Origin of the sequence: Silvanigrella sp. (assembly GCF_044369315.1) — a bacterium.
Classification (GTDB): Bacteria; Bdellovibrionota_B; Oligoflexia; order Silvanigrellales; family Silvanigrellaceae; genus Silvanigrella.
In genome coordinates this window covers 1-22,265 of the sequence record NZ_JBIPMD010000033.1, presented here as the reverse complement: position 1 = coordinate 22,265, position 22,265 = coordinate 1, and the positions used below count along the sequence as shown (strand labels likewise).

The window sequence follows — 22,265 nt, the reverse complement described above, 5'->3', positions numbered from 1 at the left end:
CATTCGTCGAATGGATATCTGTCTCCAGTTATATTTGAAATAACTAGACCAATGAAAAAGGTCGGTTAATTGTGTCTATAAAATTGGGGGAAGATCAAAGCATAGAAGAAGGAAATAGAGAATATAAAAGTAAACTAATTGATTTAATTAAAAAAGATAATGATAAATCTTTATTTACAACAATAGATTCATTTGAAAAAGAGCGGCAACCTCCTAATGAAAAATGGAAGATAATTAGAATCTGATCGAAAAAAACAAATATCTATATAACATAATATGTCAACTAGCGCATACCGACATAAATCGCTTCAAAGCGCCCAAGACCCCGGTTGAGCAGTATATTGAAGGTATTGGTGTAATTTCTGATTATATTTACAAACCTACAGGTTATGATATTTTAAATAATGATGAAAGTATATTTAATAAAATAATGAATGATATGGGTGATTCTAAAAATCCTAAAAAATTCTATCTAAACAGATAATTATTATTTTTTCTTTATTTTTCTAACTAAAAATAGGGATAATAAACATAAAAAACTAATATACAACATGTGAAAATGATTAAAATATTGAAATGTTGCAATTTGAGTAAACATAAATGGAGTTACTCCAATAAATAATCCATTTGTTGTATTTAAGCAGAGGGCAAGGGCAGATGTTCTCATTTTAGTGGCAAACATTGATGCTAAAATATTAAAAACGGAACCCACACATGCGCCTAATGTAATAGACATGAGTATAATAAATATTGTTATGGTTTCTTTACTGCCAGATTGAAATGCAGTATTTGATAATAAAGTTAAAATAAAAAGAGATAAAATGCCAAGCATATAAACATTTTTTGATTTGAATTTATCGGAAAGATTTCCAAAAATAATACAAAAGAGGGCATTTAGAAAAAATCCTATGGTTACAATTTTATCAATAAATATTTTTTCAAATAAAAAAGCCGTTTCTAGTGTTTTTGAAGAAATTAACAAAAAATACAAGAATGCAGTGGAGGATGGCAATAATATAATAATACCTAAAGCAACATCTTTAAAATGTTTTTGAATTAAGGTAAAAAAAGGAACTTTTAAAACGCCATTTGAATTTTTACATTGGATAAAATCTTTACTTTCATTTAAGCTTTTTCTTAAATAAATTCCAATTATTCCTAAAAGTCCTCCGACGGCAAAAGGAATGCGCCATCCCCAAGAATAAAATGTTTCAGGAGACATTAAAGAATTTAATGTCGAATATAATAAGGAAGCAAAAAAAGATCCAAAAATAATGCCTCCAAAAAGAGTGCCCATAGCGAGACTTTTTCTTTTTTCATTTGCATATTCATGAATATAAGCCATTGCGCAAGGAGCTTCACCACCTAATGCAAAACCTTGCGCAATTCTTAATAGCAATAAAATAAGGGGAGCAAGAAATCCAATTTGTTGATAAGTAGGTAACAGGGCAATTCCTAAAGTTGGGATTGCCATTAAAAAAAGAGTGATCATAAATGGTTTTTTACGACCCGAAGTATCCCCTAAATGACTAAAATAAAAGCCACCTAAAAATCTTGCAAAATAGCCAGCAGCAAAAATGCCAAAAGTTTTTAATATTGCAACACTTGGAATTGATTCATCAAAAAAATGTTTACTTATTACAGGAGTCATTAAAGCAAATAAGGAAAAATCATAATATTCAAAAGCGCCACCAATAGAACAAAGAAACAAGGTTTTATTCTCTGATGTTTTTGAAATAGCCATTTTTATTCCAATTTAAAAATGTTTATTTATGTTGAGCCACTTCTTTTTGTATAAGTGCCATAACAGCTTTACCATCACAAGTTGGGTATAATTGTTTTATTTCTTTCATTATTAAACCAATATTTACCTTCTCTTGTGAAGGAGTTTGAGAGATTTTATCTTGAATGATTTTATTCAATTCATCATCTGATGGAGCTTTTGGCATATAACGTTCCACAATTTTTAATTCACTTTCCGTTTGAAGATGTTTCTCGCTTCCTTTTGGAAACATTTCTAGGGCATCGATAAGTTGTTTTCTATAAGAAAGGACAGCGTCAAACTCTGAAATGGGTTTAGCGGCCGTTTGTCCATATTGTATTGCACTAATTAGCATACGGAGAACTCCGGTTAGTTCTTTATCATGATTTTTGAGCGCATTTTTTAAGTCATTTGTTAATGTTTCTTTAAGTGTTGTCATTTGTGTCCTTACTTTGTTTTAAATACCCAAACGCCATTCCAATCTTTTTCAAGACCTTTTTCTTTTAGGTAATTACATCTTTCAATAAACTCTTCACTTGGAGGATCTTTGCCATCGTTCATACGAATGGCTTCTTTAAATTTTTGGATTGCTTCTTTCCAATTTTGGGCGCGGTAAAGAGCCAAACCTTCTTCAAACAACCTAACCAATTCTAGCGCTTTTTGTCTATCCATTTCTTTAAATCTCATGACTTCAAATATACGAACAGGCTCATTTTTCCCTTTAACTTGAATATTATCGAGTTCACGAAAAATAAATTTATGTGGTTCTTTTAAAGCAATTTTAGTAAATTCTGAACAAATAATTCGGGTTCCATAGTTTTTATTAATGCCTTCAAGGCGCGCTCCTAAGTTAACAGCATCGCCTAAAACAGTATAATCAAACCGTTGGTCGCTTCCCATGTTACCAACAACCATATCTCCTGTATTAAGACCAATACCAATATCTAGAAATGGAAGATTTTCTGATTTCCATTTTTTTTGAAGAAGTTCAAGTTCATCAAGCATTTTTAAACTAGAAGATACGGCTTTATCGGCATGATTTTCCATTGGAATAGGGGCTCCCCAAACAGCCATAATAGCATCTCCAATGTATTTATCTAATAGCCCATTTGAATCTAAAATAATCTTTGTCATTGGTGTAAAATATTCATTTAATATAGAAGTTAGTTTTTCTGGGCTTAAAGCCTCGCTGATTGTTGTAAATCCTCTTACGTCGGAGAAAAAGACAGTCATAAATTTTTTATCTCCACCTAATTTTAATCTTTCTGGATGTTCCATTAATTGATTAATAACAGCAGGATTTAGATAATGTTGAAATGCACTTCGAACCTTTTTCTTTTCTCGTTCTTCTGTGAAATATTTAAATATGGTTATTCCAAAATAGATGGAGACACTTTGTAAATAAAACATACCTGCATAGTACCAGTTACCTTGTCCAAATAAATACTTTTCATCAATGTAGAAGAAGGCAGCAAGAATAAGAATTATAAAAAAAGAAGATTTTAATGCGTTTAAATATTTAAGAGCATACGAAAAAAGAATACCAGAAAATAAAAGCAATGAGACTTCAATTAATGGCGCAGAAATAGGCCTTTTCATAAAATTTTGTGTTAATATATTTTCAATTATTGCAACATGGTGACCAACTCCATCAAGATTTTCATCAAATGGAGAGGGCCTTTTATCATTTGTTCCTGTTGCTGTTCCTCCATAAACTAAAATTTTAGGAATATCTTTAGGAAGTTTATTATTATAAGCATCGTCCAATGAAATTTGTGGAATTTTTGAGAATTCACCGTAGTGATTAATAAGAAGTTTTCCAAGTCCATCAAAGTAAACAGGAATTTTAATTTGTTTCTTTTTGCTATCCGTTGGATAGAGTTCAATTGAATCAATGCCAGATGGGTCAAAATGGATAACAACCCCGCTTGCTAAATAGTTTGCTGCTAATGATAAGGCAAGACTAGGAACAATAATGGGAGTTCCAATTTTTTCACCAAATTTATTTATTGGATCTATTGTTCTTAATAATATTGATTTTCGAATCATTCCATCGGAATCGGATTGATTATTTGCAAAACCCATATATTTTGATTTACCCGCAATAATTGGTGTGTTTGTTATTGCTCCATATGAAATAATATCTTTATAATTATTTAAAGAATTTCCAGTAGGGAAATCAAGAAAATCGATTGATGAACTTTTAAGACGGTTAAAACTATTAAACCAATCATAAGAAGAACCTTTTATTTGATCTTCATTTTCTAAATAAAAGAATCCTTGAACGATATTCCCAAAGTTGTCGATACTTTTTCCAAGAGAAACATCACCAGGGCTAGATTCTAATAATTCTGCCAAGCTATTTTCAATTGCTTTGGGGTTGTTATTTGAGGATATAAGAATTTTTTCTAAATCTGGTAAAGATTCTTCAAGTAATCTATGAGAAGGTTCAGAAAAAAATACGTCAAATCCTATCCATTTTACACCTGCATTTTGTAAATTTTGAAACGCCTTTTCGTATATTCCTCTTGGGAATGGCCATCTTCCAAACTTTTCAATGCTTTTATCATCCGCGGTAAGTGCTCCAACAACGCCACTTAATTTTTTTGGACCTCTTAATTTAAAGCGAATATCATAAAGAACTCTTTCTAATTGGCCTACAATATCAATAGAGTTTTTTGGTAAACTATAATGTTTAATTAAGAAAAATAAACATAAGAATGTAATTAAAATTCCAATTTTAAAAGAAGAAGGAATAAAAAAATATTTAAATTTTCTCTTCTTTTTAACATTTTCTTTAGGCATTTTTTTCCCTTACTCAATTATAATAATTACCTTGCTATTATATTTGAGTATGAATTAAGAAAATGGGAAAATATGTATTATTTAGCCAAAAGAAATATTTGTTCGAACGGGGATTCTTTCATACTTGATTCAGTTCGATTTTGTAATTTATTGCTTTTGTTGTGTTTAAAATTTTTATGTATAATATTTGAATTTGATTTTTTTGTATTCTCTTGGTAAAATTTTGTAATTATATTAATAGAATCTCTTATATTTTTTGAGTGTGCTTTAGAAATAATTTCGATTATATTTTCAAAGCTTTCTATAAACAAATATTCAGAATTATTTTTCATATTGTTTAAATTTTTTATTATTATTTTTTGCAATCCATTGATTAATTCTATCTTATTTATCTCACAAGATTTTTTTAATAAAAATGATAAGTGAATATTAAGGGATTTTAATTCATCTAATTTTTCATAAATGAGGTCTGAATATTTATCAGAAAAGTTTATAAATTCAACTGGATTTTTCAGCATTTGGTTTTGAAGAACTGCATTTCCCATTTCAGCAAGATGCGCAGAACCAGAAAGAAAATCTTTTAAATGATCTGCTAAAAATAAAAAAGCTGTTTTTGAGGTTTCATTTTCAGAAAAATATTTTGTAAAAACGTGTTCCAGTAAACTTTGACCAAAACGAGAAAGAATTTTTTGTAAATTTATTTTTGAATTATTATCAATTCTGGATAAATAATAAACAATAGCAATTCTTATTTCAATATTATTAATATTTCCCCTGGCAAGAAGACTTGAAGTAATAAAGTCAATAATTTCATTATTTTCATTTAGTTTGTTTTTTATTTTTGAATTTTCTTCAAATTTATTTATTCCAATATTGATAACTAAAGATAAACAATGAGCAATTACTTTTCTTTTATTTTCTTCAATAGAGAACTCTTGGTCAATTATTTCAAACAAAACTTCACATATTTTTTTAGTAAAGATATCGTCATCGGTTTTTTTTAATAAAATATCGATGAGTACTTTAGAAAAATATCCATTTTCTTCAGAGCTAGATAATATAAAATATGAAAATAAAATACTATTAAATTTTTCCGTATTTATATATTTTGAATATATTGTATCTGTAGTAAATTCAGCAATGTAATATTTTTGATCTTTTGATAGGGTTTTATATTGTTCTAAAACATTTTCTTGTCTTTTTAATTTAGATGAATTTTGATCAAGCACATTGGATTCAATAATAAACATACGAATAGCAGACTGCGGATCTATAGATTTTGTAATCAATTTCTTGCTCGCCAACTATGACTCCTTTGCTTCCTTAAATAAAGGAATAGCTTTTTAGTTATCGGAGTTGGTTTTCAAAAAACTGAAAAAATAATTATATTTCTATATATATCAGATACTTATTTTTTTGAGGGTTTATAATTTAAGATCATCTTTGCTTCTTTAAAAATGCTAAAAACACAGGGAATAACTAAAAGTGTTAAAATTGTTGAAGAAATAAGACCGCCAATCACGGCGACTCCCATTGGGGCTCTTTGCTCATGTCCTAAGTCACTTCCAAATGCCATAGGTAACATTCCAAAAATCATAGCAAAAGTTGTCATTAGAATGGGCCTCAACCTTGTTTTTCCTGCAACTTGTAAAGCTAAATTTACACTTTTTCCTTCTTTTATGAGTTGTTCTGTAAAATCTAATAATAAAATAGCATTTTTATTCACAAGACCTGTTAATAAAATTAAGCCAACCATTGCATAGAGTGACATTGGCTGATTTAAAATAAGCAAAGCAATAAAAGCTCCTGAAAAAGCTAAAGGAACACTTAATAAAATAACAAAGGGAGTCATAAAACTTTCAAATTGAGAGCATAAGACCATATACGCAAATAATAAAGACAATAAAAGAGTTTGTATAACAGCGGTATTGGTATCTTTTAAGTCTTTTGAATCACCTGAAAAATCATAACTTAATCCAAGAATTCTATTTTGATTTAAGTAAGATTCAATTTGTTGTAAAACTTTACCTAAATCGTTCCCCGTATAATCTGCAAGAATGGTATATTCTTGAATTCCATTATGATGCTGAATTACTGAATTTTGTTTGTCTAATGTTATTTTAGCAATGCTGTTTAATGGAATAGGAGAATTATTTTTTCCTGGAACTGTTACAGATAAAATATCGTTTGGTGTTAATGCTTGTTTATCATTAACTTTTGCAACTATGTCGAAAGTGTCACTATTTCTATTAAAAGATCCCACATTTTCACCGTAAAACAAATAAGACAATGTAGTTGCAATTGCATCACTAGTTACGTTTAAAGAGTTTGCCATTACAACATTTGGAACTACTTTAATTTCATCTGCGGGAGGTGGAGTGTCTGAAATAATATCTTCAATGCCATCTATTGTTTTTAAATATTTTTGTAGACTAAGTGCATATTTTTCAAGTTCTTGTGAGTTTGGATTGGTTAAAATAACTTGAATAGGTTGCTGTGACTTTCCGGGTCTTCCAAGTGTTATAATTTCGTTTGGATTTTTAATAAATTTTTTTAATTCGCTTCGAATCCTTTTTTCAAGTTTTTGCTGGGTAAAATTTCTTTCACTTGGGTCAACTAAGTTAACAATAAAAACCGAATTATTTTGATTGCTAAGTCTAAAAAATACATTTTTAATTCCAGGATATGTTTTAAGCCATTTGGCAATTTCTTGAGAGCGGTTCGTGGTTTCTGGTATCGATGTATTTGGAGCAAGCTGCATAGAAATAGCGAAGTAACTTGTATCCATTTTCGGGGTAAAGTTTGTAGGTACAAAATGCAAAAGGATTAAACTTATTATTAGTACAAAGAAGCCCATTATAATTGTAACAAGTCTGTTTTTAAGTGTAACAATAATTAATTTTGAATATAAATTCTCACAATAAATAAAAATAGATTCAAATTTCTCTAAAATAAAAAATTTCTTTTTTTCGGTATCATGTTTATTTAATATTCTACTACCAAGCATAGGACTTAAGGTAAAAGCAACAAAAAGTGATATTAATACAGAGGCAGAAACAGTAATGGCAAATTCATAAAAATAACGACCTATTTTTCCTTCCATAAAAGCAACAGGCATAAATACCGCAATAATAGCAAATGTAATGGCAATTGCGGGTATTCCTATTTCTTTCATGGCATCATTTGTTGCGATACGAGCCGATTTTCCTAAAAGAATATGTCTATGAATATTTTCTATTACAACAATAGCATCATCAACAATAATTCCAATGGATAAAGACAATGCTAATGTTGTCATCGAGTTTAAAGTAAATCCTAGAAAATGTATGAGACCTATCGTTCCTAAAACAGAAGTTGGAATTGCAATCGAACTAATAAATGTAGATTTCCAATCTTGCAAAAATAAATACACAATTAATATTGTAAGAATTGCTCCTAATATGATATCAAAATTTACGGCATCCATGGAACCAGATATAAAGCGAGAGGTGTCATTCACAATTCGAATATCAATTTTATCTTTTACAGATAAGGATAAATTTTCAATTAATTTAGTAGATTTATTTGAAACTTCTACTGTGTTTGCATCAGATGATTTAGAAACATAGACAATAATAGCAGGTTTTCCATCGCTTTCCCCATAAGTTGTTTGTTCTTGTATTGAATCTTTTATGATAGCTAATTCGTCTAGTCTAACAATAACTCCTGCTGTTGTTAAAATAGGAATATTTGCAACTTCATTAATAGAATTTGGTAAAGTAGTTGAGTTTATATTATAAGCAAGTTTTTCATTTTTAACTTGTCCTCCTGGAACAGTAACAATTTGAGATTTAATTTGATTAATAACACTATATGCTGTTAGGCCAAGTGAATCTAATTTGTCATTATCAAAAGAAATATCAAATTCTGGGAGTCTTAAACCTGCAATACCAATATCACCTACACCTTTTACTTGTGATATATTTGGAACAAAAATACTATTAATATATTCTGATAAATTTCCAATTCCAAATTGATTTGTTTTACTAGATAATGCAATTTGAAGAATAGAGGATGCATTTGGATCTACGGGTTTAACTACGGGAGTGAGAGCAATTGAGGGCCAATTTTTCTTTCCTGTTACGCTAGTCATTGCGTTTCTAATATTATTTACAGCAACATTTATATTTTCGGACAAAACAAATGAGACTCTTATATTTACAGATCCATTTGTAGCTGTTGAATCTATAGTTTCTATTCCTTCTATTGAACGTAAAGCAGACTCTATAGGATTTAAAACATTTTGCTCAATATATTTTGGAGTAGCACCTGCAACTTGAACCTTAATATTGACAATAGGCAAATCAACTTTTGGCTGATTATCTACACCAATTTTTTGATAAGCTAAAAGACCTATAATGATGATTAATAAATTCATCATACCTGCAAAAATTGGGCGTTTTATAGAAACATCTGCAAGCAACATAATTTTGTTTCCTTATTTTAATTGTATTAAAATTAATTCACCTGACATAAGTTGCTTTTCTGTATTGCTTGGAACTCCAATAATTAAATAAGATTTCGTATTTTGGTCAATATAAGGTATTACATTTGTGACTGTAAACATCCCTTTGTTTTTTTGATTTGTTGATTTAAATGGAAATTTTTGTCCTATTTTAAAATTATTCTCAATAGTTTGTGGAATTAATAATTGAATTTGCAAATTTTCCAATGAAGCTAAAGTAACTATAGGAGAGGTAGCTGAAACATAATTTCCAATCCAAGAAGTTAAATTAAAGATATAACCTGAAAATGGAGCAATAAGTGAAGTATCATTGAAATTTATTTGGGCAATTTTTAGTTGAGCATCGGCTAGTTTTACAGCAATTTGTGAATTTAAATAATTTGATTCCGATTGTTCAAGCGCAATTTGTGTCGTTGCTTGTTTTTGATTTAAAGTTTGTGTTCTTTTTAAAGAGAGTAAAGCGAATTTTTCAGAATTTTTTGCTTGTTCAAGATTATATTGTGCCAGTTTAAGTTGTTCCGAAAAAATAGAATTATCTAATTTAGCAATTATTTGTCCCTTTTTAACATATTGTCCATTTTTAACTAAAATAGAATAGATAAATCCATTTACTCTAAAACTAAGTTGGCTCGTATTTGTTCCATATACTGTAGCTGGTAATTGATTTAAAATGACTTCATTATTTGAAATAACAATTGGTTTTTTTTCTATAGGATTTGTTATTTTTACATTTTGTTTATTTTGTTCCATATTATTTAATTCTTGCTTTTTATTGAAATTTATTTCAGGTGGAAGTTCTGCTAGTTCTTTTTTTTTGCATGTTTGAAATAGAATTAAACCTAAAAATAGTGCGATAATTATATTTTTATATTTCATTTCACTTCCTTTCAATCTAATTTGGATAAGCTTGGTTGAACACCAAGAGTTGCTTGAAAAGTTAGCCATGCAAGATCCAAATTAAACCTTGCCTGTGCCAGTGATGCTTTTGCTGTTGTTAAGGATTGTTGAGAAGTAACAAGATCAAGAGCAGCAACTTGACCATTTAAAAACCGATATGAAACTAATTTATATGCTTCTTCAGCTGTTTGAACAGCATCTTTTGCTAATGTAACAGAACTTATATTATTTTGAATTGTACTATAATTTTGAAAAACTTGATTTAAGATTTGTTCTTTTTGATTTTTTTCAAGATATCGTTGCGCCACAACTTTTTCTGTTAATGAGTTGTCTTGATTGTTTCTAATACCCCAATCCCATAAATTCCAACTCATTTGTATTCCATAACTTACATAATTATCTGAGCTTGTTATAGAACTCGAACTATTTGCTGAAGAGGAAGGATTGATATTTTTTGTATAACTAATAAATGCATTAATGGATGGTAAATAATTATCTAAATTTAATGTTTTAGATACTTCTGCGTATTTGATATTTTCTTTTGCTATCAGGATGCTTTGATTATTTTTCATAGCTATTTTTTTTGAATCTTCTAATGAAGGTATTTTGGGATTTTTAATTTCCCATGATGATTTTTCGTTTGAAACAAGTTGAATTTGATTAAAATTTAAAACGCCAATAGCTTGAGAAAGTGAGAATAAGGCGATATCTAATTGAGACTTTGCATTATTTACTTCTTGAATTGTTTGTGAATATTGAAGTAGAATTCTCAAATAATCATCTTTGTAAATGCTACCTGTTTGGTACAAAACTTCTGCGTCTGATTTTGCTTTTTTTACGGTTTCTATTGTTGCATTTGCAATAGATAATTGTTGCGAGGCAAGTTGGGCATTTAAAAAATACGTCGCGCCTAATAAAGCGGACTGTATTTTTGTTTGTGAAACGAGAAGTTTATTTATTTTTGTACTTATTTCTTTTTGATTTAATTGATGAAAAATAGGTATAACACCTAAAAGGGGTTGAGTTAAAGTAAGAGTTGCATTTGATGAAGAGCTAGGAGGATTTTGAGGAAATGTGAAACTTTCGGAGTCAGGATTTCCTTGATTCCATGTAATGTTACTGGAAGCAGACAGATTTGGTAACAAGCCTCTCTCTGATGCTTTTTCTTCATATTCAGATGAAGCTAAATTTGCTTGAGAGGCTTTTAGGTTATCTGATTGATTTTGAGTCATTTTCATTGCTTTTTCAATATCAATTATGATCATGCTATTTTCTTTAGCTACTTTAAAATTTAAACTCTCTTGTCCAAAAGTATTAAAATTTGATATTAAATTAAAAAATATAATTAGTGTTATTATAAAATTCATTTTTAAAAAATAAATAAAAAATTTATTGGGGTTCTTGTAGCTAGCCATTTTATTTTCTTCTCCAACTTAATTAATCATTTAATTTAAAGAAAGTATAAAAATATTCAACAAGAATTATAAAATTAAATAAAAAAAAATGATAGAGAATTAAAAAAATATTTTTATTGAAGATAAATAAAAACCTAACTTGCTTAAAAATCAAATATTGAAATTAAATTAATATAAACTTACCTTTTTTTATAAAAAACTTTAATTTATTTTGGTTATGGTTTTTATAATTGTAGAAATTATTATCGTATTTGATTCTAATTATAACATTTTATTATTGAAATAAATTTTATACTGAATATTTATTTCTTGCAAAAATGAATTGAATCAGATAATGGAGTTGATGAAGTCAGTAAATTTCTTAATTTAAATGAGGGTTTCAAAGACAATTTCATTAATAATGAAATTAGTAATAATTTATAATAGAAAAAAATATATTTATTTCAATTTAATCATTTTAAAAAGGAGTTTATAAAATGAGAAATTTTATTTTGTTTATTATATATTTCTTAATTTTATCATCCTGTTCAAGGGTGGATAATTCAAATAATAAGGAATTAAAAAATTCAGAGGAATTTGCCTACCCAAATATTAATATACTTAAAAGTTTAAATAGTAATAGTTCTTTATTTCTTAAGGAGCTTATTTTGGAAGGAAAATATATCAAGTGTTTAGGAAGAAATAATGGTGAAACTTGGAAAGTAAGTTCTATTATAGAGAATAATAGAAAAATTAATAACCGTTTGATTTTTAAAAAAGATGATAAAGGATGTGAATTGCATTTTACAAAAATTTCAGTAAAAAATTTAAGTGATATTGAATATATTTACTCACCAGACAGAAATAAAGATACAATTTTAAAAAATATATATTTTAATTACAACTTAGAACTAAAAAATAGTAATAAATTTGTTTATTCTAATTTAAGACTTTCAGAAGATAAATCAACAATTGAAATATTTTTTATGAAATCAAAGTCTTATATTGGTCTCAATAAAAAAATAGAAAATATAAAGGTCGAGATAAAAGCAGAAGCTCAAGATAATTTAGATCAAATAAATATGAACTATGGTGAATCTATATCAAAAAGATATAAATTTACTAATACTGGTACATCAAGTGTTTTTGTTCAGGGTTTTTCAAATGATCTCGTTTTTAATAACTCATGCAAAGATTTATTATCACCAACTCAAATTTGTTATGCCGATTTTTTATTAACTGCAAGAGATATATCTAATAAAAATTTTAAAATAAATGCGAATTATAAGTATAATAATGAATTAGCAAAGATTAAAAGTGCTAATAAAAATGTCGAAGTAAGATCATCTTTTAATAACAACTCAAATATATTAGAAGATAAATATATATATAGATTATATCACTATGGCAATACTATTTTTGTAGCAAACTTTTCACAAAATCAAAAAGGATTATATTACTCAAATACAGGACCAAATAGTAATTTTAATAAAGTGAGCGGACTGCCTTCTGATCTTGAAATTAGAGGGATGGCGAAGTCAGGCAATAAAGTCTATGTTATTGCATATAATAATAATTCTAATGATGAAAGAGGTGGTTTATATTATGCTGAACTAAATGAAAATCACTATGATTTTAAAATTGTAAATAAAATGAAAAAATATATTGATTTTCATGGGATTTCTAGTAATGGGGATTTATTGTATATTGTAACAAACCAAAATGGTGTTTTTTATTTTGAAAATGGAAATCATGAAAGTATTAAAGAAGTAATTATACAAGATAAGAATTCGAAAGAAATATTTAAAAAATTTGGCGATGTTTTTGTTATTGATAATGAAATTTTTGTAATTAAAGACAAGAATATTTATTATGCAAATTCAATAAATAAAGAAAGTTTTGAAATTTTTAATATTAGTATTAATGATTCCAAGGAAGATATTTTTATAAAACACATTTCCTTAGTTAAAGATAAAATATTAATTGGAACTAATAAGGGACTATTTTATACAAATAAAATATTAAATGAATTATCCTCAAATTATTTAAGAAATGAATTTATTCCATTAGAAATTATTTATGAAAATGAAAGATTAAATTTTAATAATAATGAAATATATGATTTAAAAACTTATACTGATTCAATATATGTTGTCACAATTTGTGAAAATAAAATTTGCAAGTTAAAAAATGGTATTTATCAAGTAAATAATATTAAAAATAATGAAACAAAAAAGATTTTTTCAAATAAAAATATATTAGATAAATTTATTGGTGTTACAATTAATAATGGCGATATATATGGTGCTAAAACAAGCGGTATTGATTATTATAAATTTAATATACCACGTAAAATAGAAAATAAAATACAAGATAATTCTTTAATTAAGCCGTTTTTTATAAAAGAAGATAGATTATTTCTTTTAGATAAGGGAGCTGAAAATAGTTTGTATTATTCAGATTTATTTGGAAAGAGCAAATTTAAAAAAATAAATATGATGCCAAATTTAAAAGAAATTTATCAAATGAGTGCATATGAATCTAATATTTATGCTATAGTTAAAAATTCTAATAATAAAGGGGTTTGGTTTGCAGAAAATTCAGAGTTACTAAATTCTGAATCATTAAATTTTAAGCAGATAAATTCGTTTTCAAATTTTGATATTAAGTCAGTAATAGAGGCAAACAATTTTATTTTTTTTATCACAGAAAGTTATATTTTATTCTCAAAATTGGAAAATCCGTATAAATTAAATTATTTAACAATAAGTGATGAATCTGATTTTAGCTTTGGATTCAATGAAAATATTATTGATTTGTATTTTGATAATAAAACTCTATATTTATTAACAAATAAAAATATTTATAAATCTAGTTTATCAAATGATAATAATGATGCTCTGTTAAAGGAATTAGAGTTTATAAAAATTAAGACAAACCTTCCTCAAAATTTGAACTCATTTTTTGTAAAAAATAAATCAATATATTTAGCCACTAAAAATGGAATTTGGTTTTCGGAAAACTTATTTAATGGTAATTTTCAGCAATTAAATTTATTTAATAATGAGAATATATTATCTCTTAAATTATTAGGAAATTTATTTTATGTAATGAAAAATGATGGGTTATACTTAATTAATATATATGATTATATTTCTAATTTTTTAGAATTAAAATTAAATCATTCAAGTGCAATAAATTCGAAAGAAGTTAAACAGGTTTTTGTAAATAAAAATAAAATATTAGCAATACAAAATGACCAATTGATGTCATCGAGTGATAATGGAAAGAATTTTAATAATATTATTTTAAGTAAAAATAATATTAAAAGTAATTTTATTTTTCCTTTTGGAGATTCGTTATATTTGGCAACAAATAAGGGATTATTTGTATCAAATAATAATGATAATATATTTGATATTAATTTAGATAATCGCTTTTATAATTATATCACTAATTACAAAAATAAATTATTATTGTCATCAAATGATGGTGTGTATGAACTCTTAAATAACGGAAGTATTCATAAAGTAAATTCATTAAAAACAAATAAAATATACTCATTTAATGATAATATTTATTTTATTACAAATAAAAGAAAATTACTTAAATCTGATGATGGAATAAATTATAATGAAATTTATAAAGAAATAATAAAAGAGGAAAAAATACTATCCCTATTTTTTGACAACGAAAATTTATATGTGGGAACAGATAATGGATTATTTATTTTTTATAATAATGATAAATATTTTAAAAAATATTTAATTTCTGACATCAATTTAAATATAAATCATATTAACTCTATTCAAAAATTTGGATCTATGCTCTATCTTGCAACAAATAGCGGTATTGCAATATCAGAGGATGGAGGTGAATCTTTCAAAGTGTTAGGAGAAGAAGGTGGTCTCGGTGCTGAGAAAATAAACGATATTTATTTAAATTTTTCAAATTCTCAAAGTGTCTCATTATCTTTCTATTTAGCAACAGAAAAGGGTTTGTTTGTTTCAAATTTATAAAAAGGAACTAAAAATCACCTTTTGATTATTATTAAATAATTTATTTGTTCATTTCTATTTTATATTGTTCGATTGCCATTTTAGACATGTACGAATCATTTTTCATGGAATCAATCATTTTTTTTGCGTTTAATAAATCTTTTTTGCCATTGTTATCTGTTTTTGAGTCTTCAAGAGTTTTTAAATTTGGATTTAAGGAAGGATCATTTTCTTTCATCCAATTTAAAATTAAATCACGAATTCCAAAACTCTGTGAATCCGCCATTAATTTTGTATATTCCCCATCCAGCATCCCCTGAAAAATATCATGAGCATTGCTTTCATCTTCTGGTTTTGCCGTTTGTCTCATACTTTTTAGCATCATGTCTAAATAAATGGTTTCAAACTCTTTTGCTACATTTTCTGCATCTTTTACTTTTTGAAGAAGTTTTGGATTTTTATTTTTATCATCTGTTTTTTGATTATTTATTTTTTCATCAGGTCTTAAATACTCATTGCTTTTATTTAATGGTGCATTATCAATTAAGTTTATTCTCATTTTTCCCTCTACATCAGTTTTATTTGAGCTCTTAATGCTTTGGCACTTTCAAGTGTTTGAATAATAGAAACAACATCTTTAGGACCTGCTCCAAGCGTGTTTAGGGCTCGAACCAATTCGCCGATTGTAGTTGAAGTTGGTATTTCACCTACTTTATTTGTTTTTTTACCTATCTGAATTTCAAGACGTCCATGGCTTATGGCAACGGGCTCAATAATTACATTATTTCCTGATATAATTGTTCCTGTTCTTTCATTAATTACAATTAAAGCTTTTGAATCTGGAGTTACTTTAATTTGTTCTAATATGGACATAAAGGTAACAGGGTTATAGCTAGGATTATTTCTAGCAACTGTTCTTGGTATTTTTACAGAAATTAAACCGCTATTAACGGGATCAGCAATAAACTCACCAAAATAATCATTTAATGCTTTTGCAATTCTGCTTGCCGTTGTAAAATCTGCATTTTTTAAACTTAATTCTACATTATTGTTACTCATAAAAGTAGATAAAAACTCTTTTTCTACAATTCCACTTAATGATAAAGAAACTGTTTTGGGAGTAGTACTTTTTGCAGGTTGTCCAGCACCACCTTCATTTCCTGCCATGGAAGTTCCTTGGCTAATACTCCCTTGTGCTGTAGCATAAACCTGACTATCTGCCGCACTTAAACTTGTTAATAATAAAGTACCACCTTCTAAACTTTGGCAGTCTCCAATACTCGAAATTCGAATATCTAATTTATCTCCTATTCTTGCGAAAGGAGGCAACTCGGCTGTTACGACAACAACAGCAATATTTTTTGTAATAACTTCATTAGGAGTTATAGCCATACCAAGTCGGTTCATAACGGAAGCTGCTGCTTTATTTGTAGCAATACTTGATTTACTATCGCCTGTTCCCTGTAAACCAACAACAATCCCAAGTCCAGTTAATTGATTTGATCGAACTCCTCTAAATTCAACTAAATCTTTGATACGAACAGGAAGTTCAATTTCTTCTGCAACTAAGTTATTTCCTAATATGAATAAAAGAGAAGTGAATATTATTTTTATAGCTAAAATCAAATTCCTTTTAATCAAGGTAAATTCCTTTTTACTATAATTTAATTACTTGGTTTTTTGGCATTACTTGAGTTTTGGTTATTACTGCTTTGTGTTTTCCCACCGCCAGATTTATTTTCTTTTCCATCTTCTGCAGGAGGATCCATAATTGTCGCTGAGTCTAATAATTGTTTTGCTTGGGCTGTTTCTGCATTTAATCTATTTCTATCTTTTTTGAGTCTATCCGCTTCTTCAGTTAAAGCTTTTTGTTGATCTTTTAATGCTTTTTGTTGTGTATCTAATTCTTTCTTTTGGCCATCAAGAGATGCTATTGCTGAGTTCAGGTCTGGAGCAAATCCTGAAACTTTTCTTGAAGTCGTAATATCCCAACCTGCAGAAGAATAGTCTGAGGAAGCCCCATTAATGACGCTATTAACCGCTACTTGAGTAAGATCTTTTGCATCTACTTCAAATTTATTTAAGCTTCTTTGTGGCATTTTTGCCATAACCATAATGGATCTTTGTTCACCGGATTCGTTTACGTAAGTTTTAGTGCCTCTTAAATAAACATCACCACCAGGTTCAAATCCAACAATTTCAAATTTTAAAGATTTAATAGGATCAAATTTTTGTCCCGTTGTTCCATTAGCGCTTGGTTCTGCTGAAGGTTTGTATTGAAGATCATCTGGAATTGTTACTGTAATGACTTCACCGGTTCGAGTAGGTTGATATTCTGTTGCAAGTGATTTTGGTTGTGAAGAATCGGCCCAAATGCTTCCCGATGGAGATCCTGGTTCTTTATGTTTTATTTGTAAATTTTCTCTTTTTATAAATAAACGCTCTTGTTCTTTATGACTCTCTATCCGTTCGTTTTTATCTTGTCTTATTACACTTGGATCTGTCATTTCATTTGATTTTGTTATTGAAAAAACATTATTTTCTGCATTTGGAGAAGTTACTTGAGCGTGAGCATGACAACTTGTAAAAAAGATAATTAAGGCTATGAATGCAAAGCATATGGTTAATCGTACTACAATTTTTTTTGAAGTAGGCTCTGGAATATTATCTAGTGCATGAGATACCTTTTTTCCTGTACTGTTTCCTTTATCAAAAGCATATTCAACGGAATTAAGATATGTTTCTACAATTGAAAATTTATCATTCTTTTTTGTTACCGTATCTCTTTCTTCAATCAATTTATTTGGTCTTTTTGTTTCATAATGTATCTTATTTTTAATGGACTCTACATATCCTTCTTCTTCTTGAAGGTTAATCTCATCTAAACCTTCTTTATATTTTGTATACTTACTATTTGGTTGCATATTCAACCTCACCAGGAGCTATTACGATTCCTTCAATAATCCCTGTTGGATGCAAAACAGAACTCTTATCGAACCAGTCGCTTATTTGAACACGAATTGTTTCTCCTCGTCCAGCATTTGAAAGAGATTTTCCAAATGTTTGAATGATTAAAGAACGATTCGGAGAATAAGTTACTTTTGTTTTTTCCCCTGTATGGATTAGGATTTCTTGGGAAAGCCATTTAGGGTCTATCTCTTGTCCAACACGAATTTGATTTGAAGATTTTTTATTTTTGAAATTTAAAATTGAATTTTCTGCTTCTTTGTTACTTAAATAAAAATGATTAGGACTGCATTTAGATTCTTCTGTTGTGCATGAAAGAATATCTATATCTTTTTCATTTAAAATTGAGTTTATTGATATGTTTTGTTTAGCTGCAAGATAATATATTTTTTTCTTTTCTTTGAGTTGAATTTTCCAGGTGATTTTGTTGTTCGTATCATTTTTTATTTCAAAAATATATTCTGAGCTAAAATTATTTTTATTTTTTTTAATAGTTGAATAAATGATTTCATTAAAAGATAAATTAGGCAAATTACATTGAATGCAATGCGCTATAAAAAGATTGTCATTATTTGAATCCATTATTTTATCAATTACAATGGTATCATTTTGTTTATTTGATTTTATAATTTGAACAATAAAATCCTTTTGAATTTCAGCAATACCTTCATCCTTTGAAAGGTCTTTATATTCGACATAAACTTGTGGAGGAGAAAGTATCATCTAAATATCCTATCATTTCATTTGATTTGTTGAAGCGAGCATTTCATCGCCTGTTTTAATCACTTTACTATTTAATTCATAAGCGCGTTGCCCAACAATAAGTTGTACCATTTCTTCAACAATATTAACGTTGCTTGTTTCAAGCTCACCTTGATCTATGTTACCTAAACCATTTTCTCCAGGAATTGAAACAATGGGCTCTCCAGATGCAGGTGTTACTGTATAAAGATTTCGACCCATTGAATTGAGACCGGCTGGATTAATAAAATTAGCAAGTTGAATTTGTCCCAAATTTCTTGGCTCTTGTTCTCCGCTTACTTTAGCTGTAACAATACCATCTATACCAATATTTAAATGCAATGTATTTTGAGGAATTACAATTTCAGGAATCAAAGGTAACCCTTCTGAAGTAACAATTCTTCCATCAGCACTTCTGCGAAATGTTCCGTCTCTAGAATATCCTATTGTTCCATCAGGCAACTGAATTCGGAAAAATCCTTTTCCCATGATAGCCATGTCTGTGTCTTTATTTGTTATCTTTATCGCGCCTTCATCAAATGATTTTTCTACAGAAACGATTTTTGAACCATTTCCAATCTGAATACCGCTTGGCGCAATGACTCCTGTCGCTGTTTGTAAACCAGGGGCTCTAATATTTTGATAAAGTAAATCATGAAAATAAGCTCTACTGGCTTTAAAACCTATTGTGTTCACGTTTGCCATATTATTTGACAATGTATCAATAAGCCTCTGCTGTGAATCCATACCTGTTGCGGCTGTGTTTAAACTACGCAGCATAAAAGCCTCCTTTTTCGATCCTTCAAAAGAATTTTGAATTCTTCTTGAAGGATAATTTGTTTTAGTCTGAAAGTTATGTGAAAACATTGCAGCTATCTGAAATGCTGTAGGAAAATTTGAAGCAAGGAGACTAATGTATGTTTCAAGAACGTGCTGAAAATATAAAAAGTTTTGATGGAAATGAACTTTTCTTTCGTGTGTATACACCCGCCAAAAAAGATTTTTCAGAGTCAAAATTAGATGGGGTTGTTCTTGCCGTGCATGGATTTGGTGAACATAGTGGCAGATATCCACATGTCGCTAAAGCGGTATGTGCAAAAAATCTTGCCTTCGCTATTTTTGACATCAGAGGCCATGGAAAGTCAGGGCCATCTCGTGGTGACGCAGAAAATTTACATGCCATGGTTTTAGATGTGATATTTATGACAAATCATGTAAAACAATTGCTTGGCTTAACGAAACAAAAAAATTCATTTTTTGGATTAATGGGTCATAGTTTTGGTTCTTTACTTGTTACTTATGCAGCAGCTCATTTAGCAGATTCTTGTCCCCCCATATTTTTAAGCTCTCCTTGTTACGGGGTGAAACAATCCATCCCCGCTTGGAAGCGGTTTTTAGCGGACAAAGTAGCAAAATTCCTTCCTCAAATTGTTGCTCCCATAGGAATTCCACCAGAAAATCTTTCAAATAATGATGAAAATAATAATGCAGCGCGCGAAGATGCTCTCATATTAAAAATGATTACGGCAAGAATGGGTAATACTTTTTTGGGGGCTGTTGAAGAAAAAAAGATCATTCAAGCCATACGTTTAATAAGTGCCCCCGTTACAATTGTAGCAGCTGCAGATGACAAACTTGTTCGTTTGGAAGTGACTAAAAAGTGCGTGCCTTATTTCTCTCATAATGATAGCACTTTCAAAGTGATTCAGGGGGCTGGACATGAAATCTTCAATGAAACGGAGCAATTTCGTTCTCAAGCTCTATCTGATTTAATCCAATGGACAGAAAAAAGAAATTGAAAAAAGAAATGGAAATTAGGAAATGATCCGGATCGAAAATTTAAGCAAAGCTTATGGAAAGAAAGTACTTTTTCAAAACTCGTCATATCATTTTCCGGATGGAGAAAGAGTGGCTTTAGTAGGACCAAATGGCGCAGGAAAGTCCACTTTATTAAATATTATTTGTGCGATTGAAGAAGCAGATTCTGGTCAAATTTTAAAACCAGCAAAAGTGAATTTAGGGTATTTACCTCAGGAACCTAATGCAAACCCCAAACCAACCATTTTAGAAGAATGTGTTGATGGTGCTTTAAAATTAAAAGAATTAAAACGTCAATTAGATGATATTCTTATTGAAATGGAAACAAATTACAACGAAGAAGTTCATAAAAAATTTGAAAAAATTGAGGATGCTTTTCGTGAAGCTGGTGGCTATGCCCTTGAAGCCAGAGCAAAAGGTATTTTAGTCGGTCTTGGATTTTTAGGTTCTCAATTAAATAAACATCCCAAACAGCTTTCGGGTGGATGGCGCATGCGTCTAGAACTTGCAAGAGTTTTTTTAAACGATCCCGACTTTTTAGTATTAGATGAGCCTACAAACCACCTCGATCTTCCTAGTTTAATTTGGGTTGAAAAATTCTTACAAAGCTTTAAAGGAACACTTTTATTTGTCTCTCACGATAGAGCTTTATTAAACAGATTATCAACAATTACTTTGCATTTATTTAATGGTAAATTTACGCCATATAAAGGTAACTTTGATTCCTTTTTAGAACAGAGAGAACAACGACTTGAATTAGAAACTGCTGCTTATGAAAGACATAAAAAACGTGCTGATGAAATTCAACGTTTCGTTGATCGTTTTAAAGCAAAAGCATCTAAGGCAAAACAAGCTCAAAGTAGAATGAAAATGCTTGATCGTATGAAAGATCTTGAAGGAAGTTTTGATATTGATGATTCCGTCGATGAAATTTCATTTACCTTACCTAAGGTAACGGCTAGTGGTAAAGAAGTTCTAAAAATTGAAGCTATGAGCATTGGATATAATTCAATTCTTTCTAAGGACATTAAATTAAATGTTTTAAGAGGACAAAAAATTGCAATTATTGGACCAAACGGTATAGGAAAATCAACTTTTTTAAAGACAATTGCAAGTAAAATAAACGCTATCAATGGTGGTTTTGAATTAGGCCACAATGTTTCTTTAGCATTTTTTGCACAGGATCAATTAGATATTTTAGATGAAAAGAAAACAATTCTTGATAATGTCATGGGCATTTCAGATGATGTTGGCGAAAAAAGAGCAAGAAATTTATTAGGAAGCTTTTTATTTCGAGGTGATGATGTTTTTAAAAATGTAGGTGTGCTTTCTGGAGGAGAAAAAAGCCGTGTTGGTTTAGCTTGTTTACTTTTACAACA

At 28.7% G+C, this 22,265-nt stretch carries 16 protein-coding genes; 4 read left to right on the top strand and 12 right to left on the bottom strand.

Annotated elements, in window-relative coordinates; genetic code table 11:
* Positions 1-71 precede the first annotated feature (71 nt).
* On the top strand, positions 72-245 hold the full coding sequence (locus ACIQ56_RS04840) for a hypothetical protein (protein WP_397599943.1): 174 nt from the start codon (positions 72-74) through the stop codon (positions 243-245).
* 242 nt (positions 246-487) lie between these two features.
* On the opposite strand, the gene ACIQ56_RS04835 is transcribed toward ACIQ56_RS04840, so the two are convergent.
* From ACIQ56_RS04835 to ACIQ56_RS04805, 7 genes are all read right to left on the bottom strand, one after another.
* Positions 488-1,744 (bottom strand): MFS transporter, encoded by a 1,257-nt coding sequence (locus ACIQ56_RS04835; protein WP_397599942.1) that lies wholly within the window; start codon positions 1,742-1,744, stop codon positions 488-490.
* A 22-nt stretch (positions 1,745-1,766) separates the two neighbouring features.
* Positions 1,767-2,201 (bottom strand): GatB/YqeY domain-containing protein, encoded by a 435-nt coding sequence (locus tag ACIQ56_RS04830; RefSeq protein ID WP_397599941.1) that lies wholly within the window; start codon positions 2,199-2,201, stop codon positions 1,767-1,769.
* An 8-nt stretch (positions 2,202-2,209) separates the two neighbouring features.
* The gene (locus tag ACIQ56_RS04825; RefSeq protein ID WP_397599940.1) at positions 2,210-4,567 is read right to left on the bottom strand and encodes a CHASE2 domain-containing protein; all 2,358 of its coding nucleotides are present in this window, start codon (positions 4,565-4,567) and stop codon (positions 2,210-2,212) included.
* 77 nt (positions 4,568-4,644) lie between these two features.
* Positions 4,645-5,871, bottom strand: coding sequence for a hypothetical protein (locus ACIQ56_RS04820; protein WP_397599939.1), 1,227 nt, complete (start codon positions 5,869-5,871; stop codon positions 4,645-4,647).
* A gap of 104 nt (positions 5,872-5,975) precedes the next feature.
* Positions 5,976-9,032 (bottom strand): efflux RND transporter permease subunit, encoded by a 3,057-nt coding sequence (locus ACIQ56_RS04815; protein WP_397599938.1) that lies wholly within the window; start codon positions 9,030-9,032, stop codon positions 5,976-5,978.
* A gap of 12 nt (positions 9,033-9,044) precedes the next feature.
* Positions 9,045-9,947 carry an efflux RND transporter periplasmic adaptor subunit gene (locus tag ACIQ56_RS04810; protein WP_397599937.1) on the bottom strand — a complete coding sequence of 301 codons (903 nt, stop codon included), beginning with the start codon at positions 9,945-9,947 and terminating at the stop codon, positions 9,045-9,047.
* Between the two features lie 11 nt (positions 9,948-9,958).
* Positions 9,959-11,383, bottom strand: a complete 1,425-nt coding sequence (locus ACIQ56_RS04805) for a TolC family protein (RefSeq protein ID WP_397599936.1) — start codon at positions 11,381-11,383, stop codon at positions 9,959-9,961.
* Between the two features lie 647 nt (positions 11,384-12,030).
* Between ACIQ56_RS04805 and ACIQ56_RS04800 the strand changes: the two genes are divergently transcribed.
* Positions 12,031-15,381, top strand: a complete 3,351-nt coding sequence (locus ACIQ56_RS04800) for a hypothetical protein (RefSeq protein ID WP_397599935.1) — start codon at positions 12,031-12,033, stop codon at positions 15,379-15,381.
* A gap of 40 nt (positions 15,382-15,421) precedes the next feature.
* Here ACIQ56_RS04800 and ACIQ56_RS04795 read toward each other — a convergent pair whose 3' ends face one another.
* From ACIQ56_RS04795 to flgG, 5 genes are read right to left on the bottom strand one after another with little or no spacing between them, the layout of a single operon-like run.
* Positions 15,422-15,919, bottom strand: a complete 498-nt coding sequence (locus ACIQ56_RS04795) for a rod-binding protein (RefSeq protein WP_397599934.1) — start codon at positions 15,917-15,919, stop codon at positions 15,422-15,424.
* 8 nt (positions 15,920-15,927) lie between these two features.
* Positions 15,928-17,001, bottom strand: coding sequence for a flagellar basal body P-ring protein FlgI (locus tag ACIQ56_RS04790; protein ID WP_397599933.1), 1,074 nt, complete (start codon positions 16,999-17,001; stop codon positions 15,928-15,930).
* Between the two features lie 23 nt (positions 17,002-17,024).
* On the bottom strand, positions 17,025-18,284 hold the full coding sequence (locus tag ACIQ56_RS04785) for a hypothetical protein (RefSeq protein WP_397599932.1): 1,260 nt from the start codon (positions 18,282-18,284) through the stop codon (positions 17,025-17,027).
* A complete protein-coding gene (locus tag ACIQ56_RS04780; RefSeq protein WP_397599931.1) occupies positions 18,271-19,050 on the bottom strand; it encodes a flagella basal body P-ring formation protein FlgA in 780 nt (259 codons plus the stop codon). The genes ACIQ56_RS04785 and ACIQ56_RS04780 overlap by 14 nt, the downstream gene beginning before the upstream one ends.
* Before the next feature lie 12 nt (positions 19,051-19,062).
* On the bottom strand, positions 19,063-19,848 hold the full coding sequence (flgG, locus tag ACIQ56_RS04775) for a flagellar basal-body rod protein FlgG (RefSeq protein ID WP_397599930.1): 786 nt from the start codon (positions 19,846-19,848) through the stop codon (positions 19,063-19,065).
* A gap of 137 nt (positions 19,849-19,985) precedes the next feature.
* Between flgG and ACIQ56_RS04770 the strand changes: the two genes are divergently transcribed.
* Together ACIQ56_RS04770 and ACIQ56_RS04765 are read left to right on the top strand one after the other, a co-directional pair.
* Entirely contained in the window at positions 19,986-20,867 is an 882-nt protein-coding gene (locus tag ACIQ56_RS04770) for an alpha/beta fold hydrolase (protein WP_397599929.1), read from the top strand.
* A 22-nt stretch (positions 20,868-20,889) separates the two neighbouring features.
* A partial coding sequence (locus ACIQ56_RS04765; protein ID WP_397599928.1) for an ABC-F family ATP-binding cassette domain-containing protein occupies positions 20,890-22,265 on the top strand: 1,376 nt, incomplete at its 3' end.

What these genes read in the sequence shown, in the direction of transcription:
- flgG (WP_397599930.1), bottom strand. Translation starts at nt 19,848, where the DNA reads ATGCTGCGTAGTTTAAACACAGCCGCAACAGGTATGGATTCACAGCAG.
- ACIQ56_RS04770 (WP_397599929.1), top strand. Translation starts at nt 19,986, where the DNA reads ATGTTTCAAGAACGTGCTGAAAATATAAAAAGTTTTGATGGAAATGAA.
- ACIQ56_RS04825 (WP_397599940.1), bottom strand. Translation starts at nt 4,567, where the DNA reads ATGCCTAAAGAAAATGTTAAAAAGAAGAGAAAATTTAAATATTTTTTT.
- ACIQ56_RS04805 (WP_397599936.1), bottom strand. Translation starts at nt 11,383, where the DNA reads ATGGCTAGCTACAAGAACCCCAATAAATTTTTTATTTATTTTTTAAAA.
- ACIQ56_RS04810 (WP_397599937.1), bottom strand. Translation starts at nt 9,947, where the DNA reads ATGAAATATAAAAATATAATTATCGCACTATTTTTAGGTTTAATTCTA.
- ACIQ56_RS04815 (WP_397599938.1), bottom strand. Translation starts at nt 9,032, where the DNA reads ATGTTGCTTGCAGATGTTTCTATAAAACGCCCAATTTTTGCAGGTATG.
- ACIQ56_RS04795 (WP_397599934.1), bottom strand. Translation starts at nt 15,919, where the DNA reads ATGAGAATAAACTTAATTGATAATGCACCATTAAATAAAAGCAATGAG.
- ACIQ56_RS04830 (WP_397599941.1), bottom strand. Translation starts at nt 2,201, where the DNA reads ATGACAACACTTAAAGAAACATTAACAAATGACTTAAAAAATGCGCTC.
- ACIQ56_RS04835 (WP_397599942.1), bottom strand. Translation starts at nt 1,744, where the DNA reads ATGGCTATTTCAAAAACATCAGAGAATAAAACCTTGTTTCTTTGTTCT.
- ACIQ56_RS04780 (WP_397599931.1), bottom strand. Translation starts at nt 19,050, where the DNA reads ATGATACTTTCTCCTCCACAAGTTTATGTCGAATATAAAGACCTTTCA.
- ACIQ56_RS04785 (WP_397599932.1), bottom strand. Translation starts at nt 18,284, where the DNA reads ATGCAACCAAATAGTAAGTATACAAAATATAAAGAAGGTTTAGATGAG.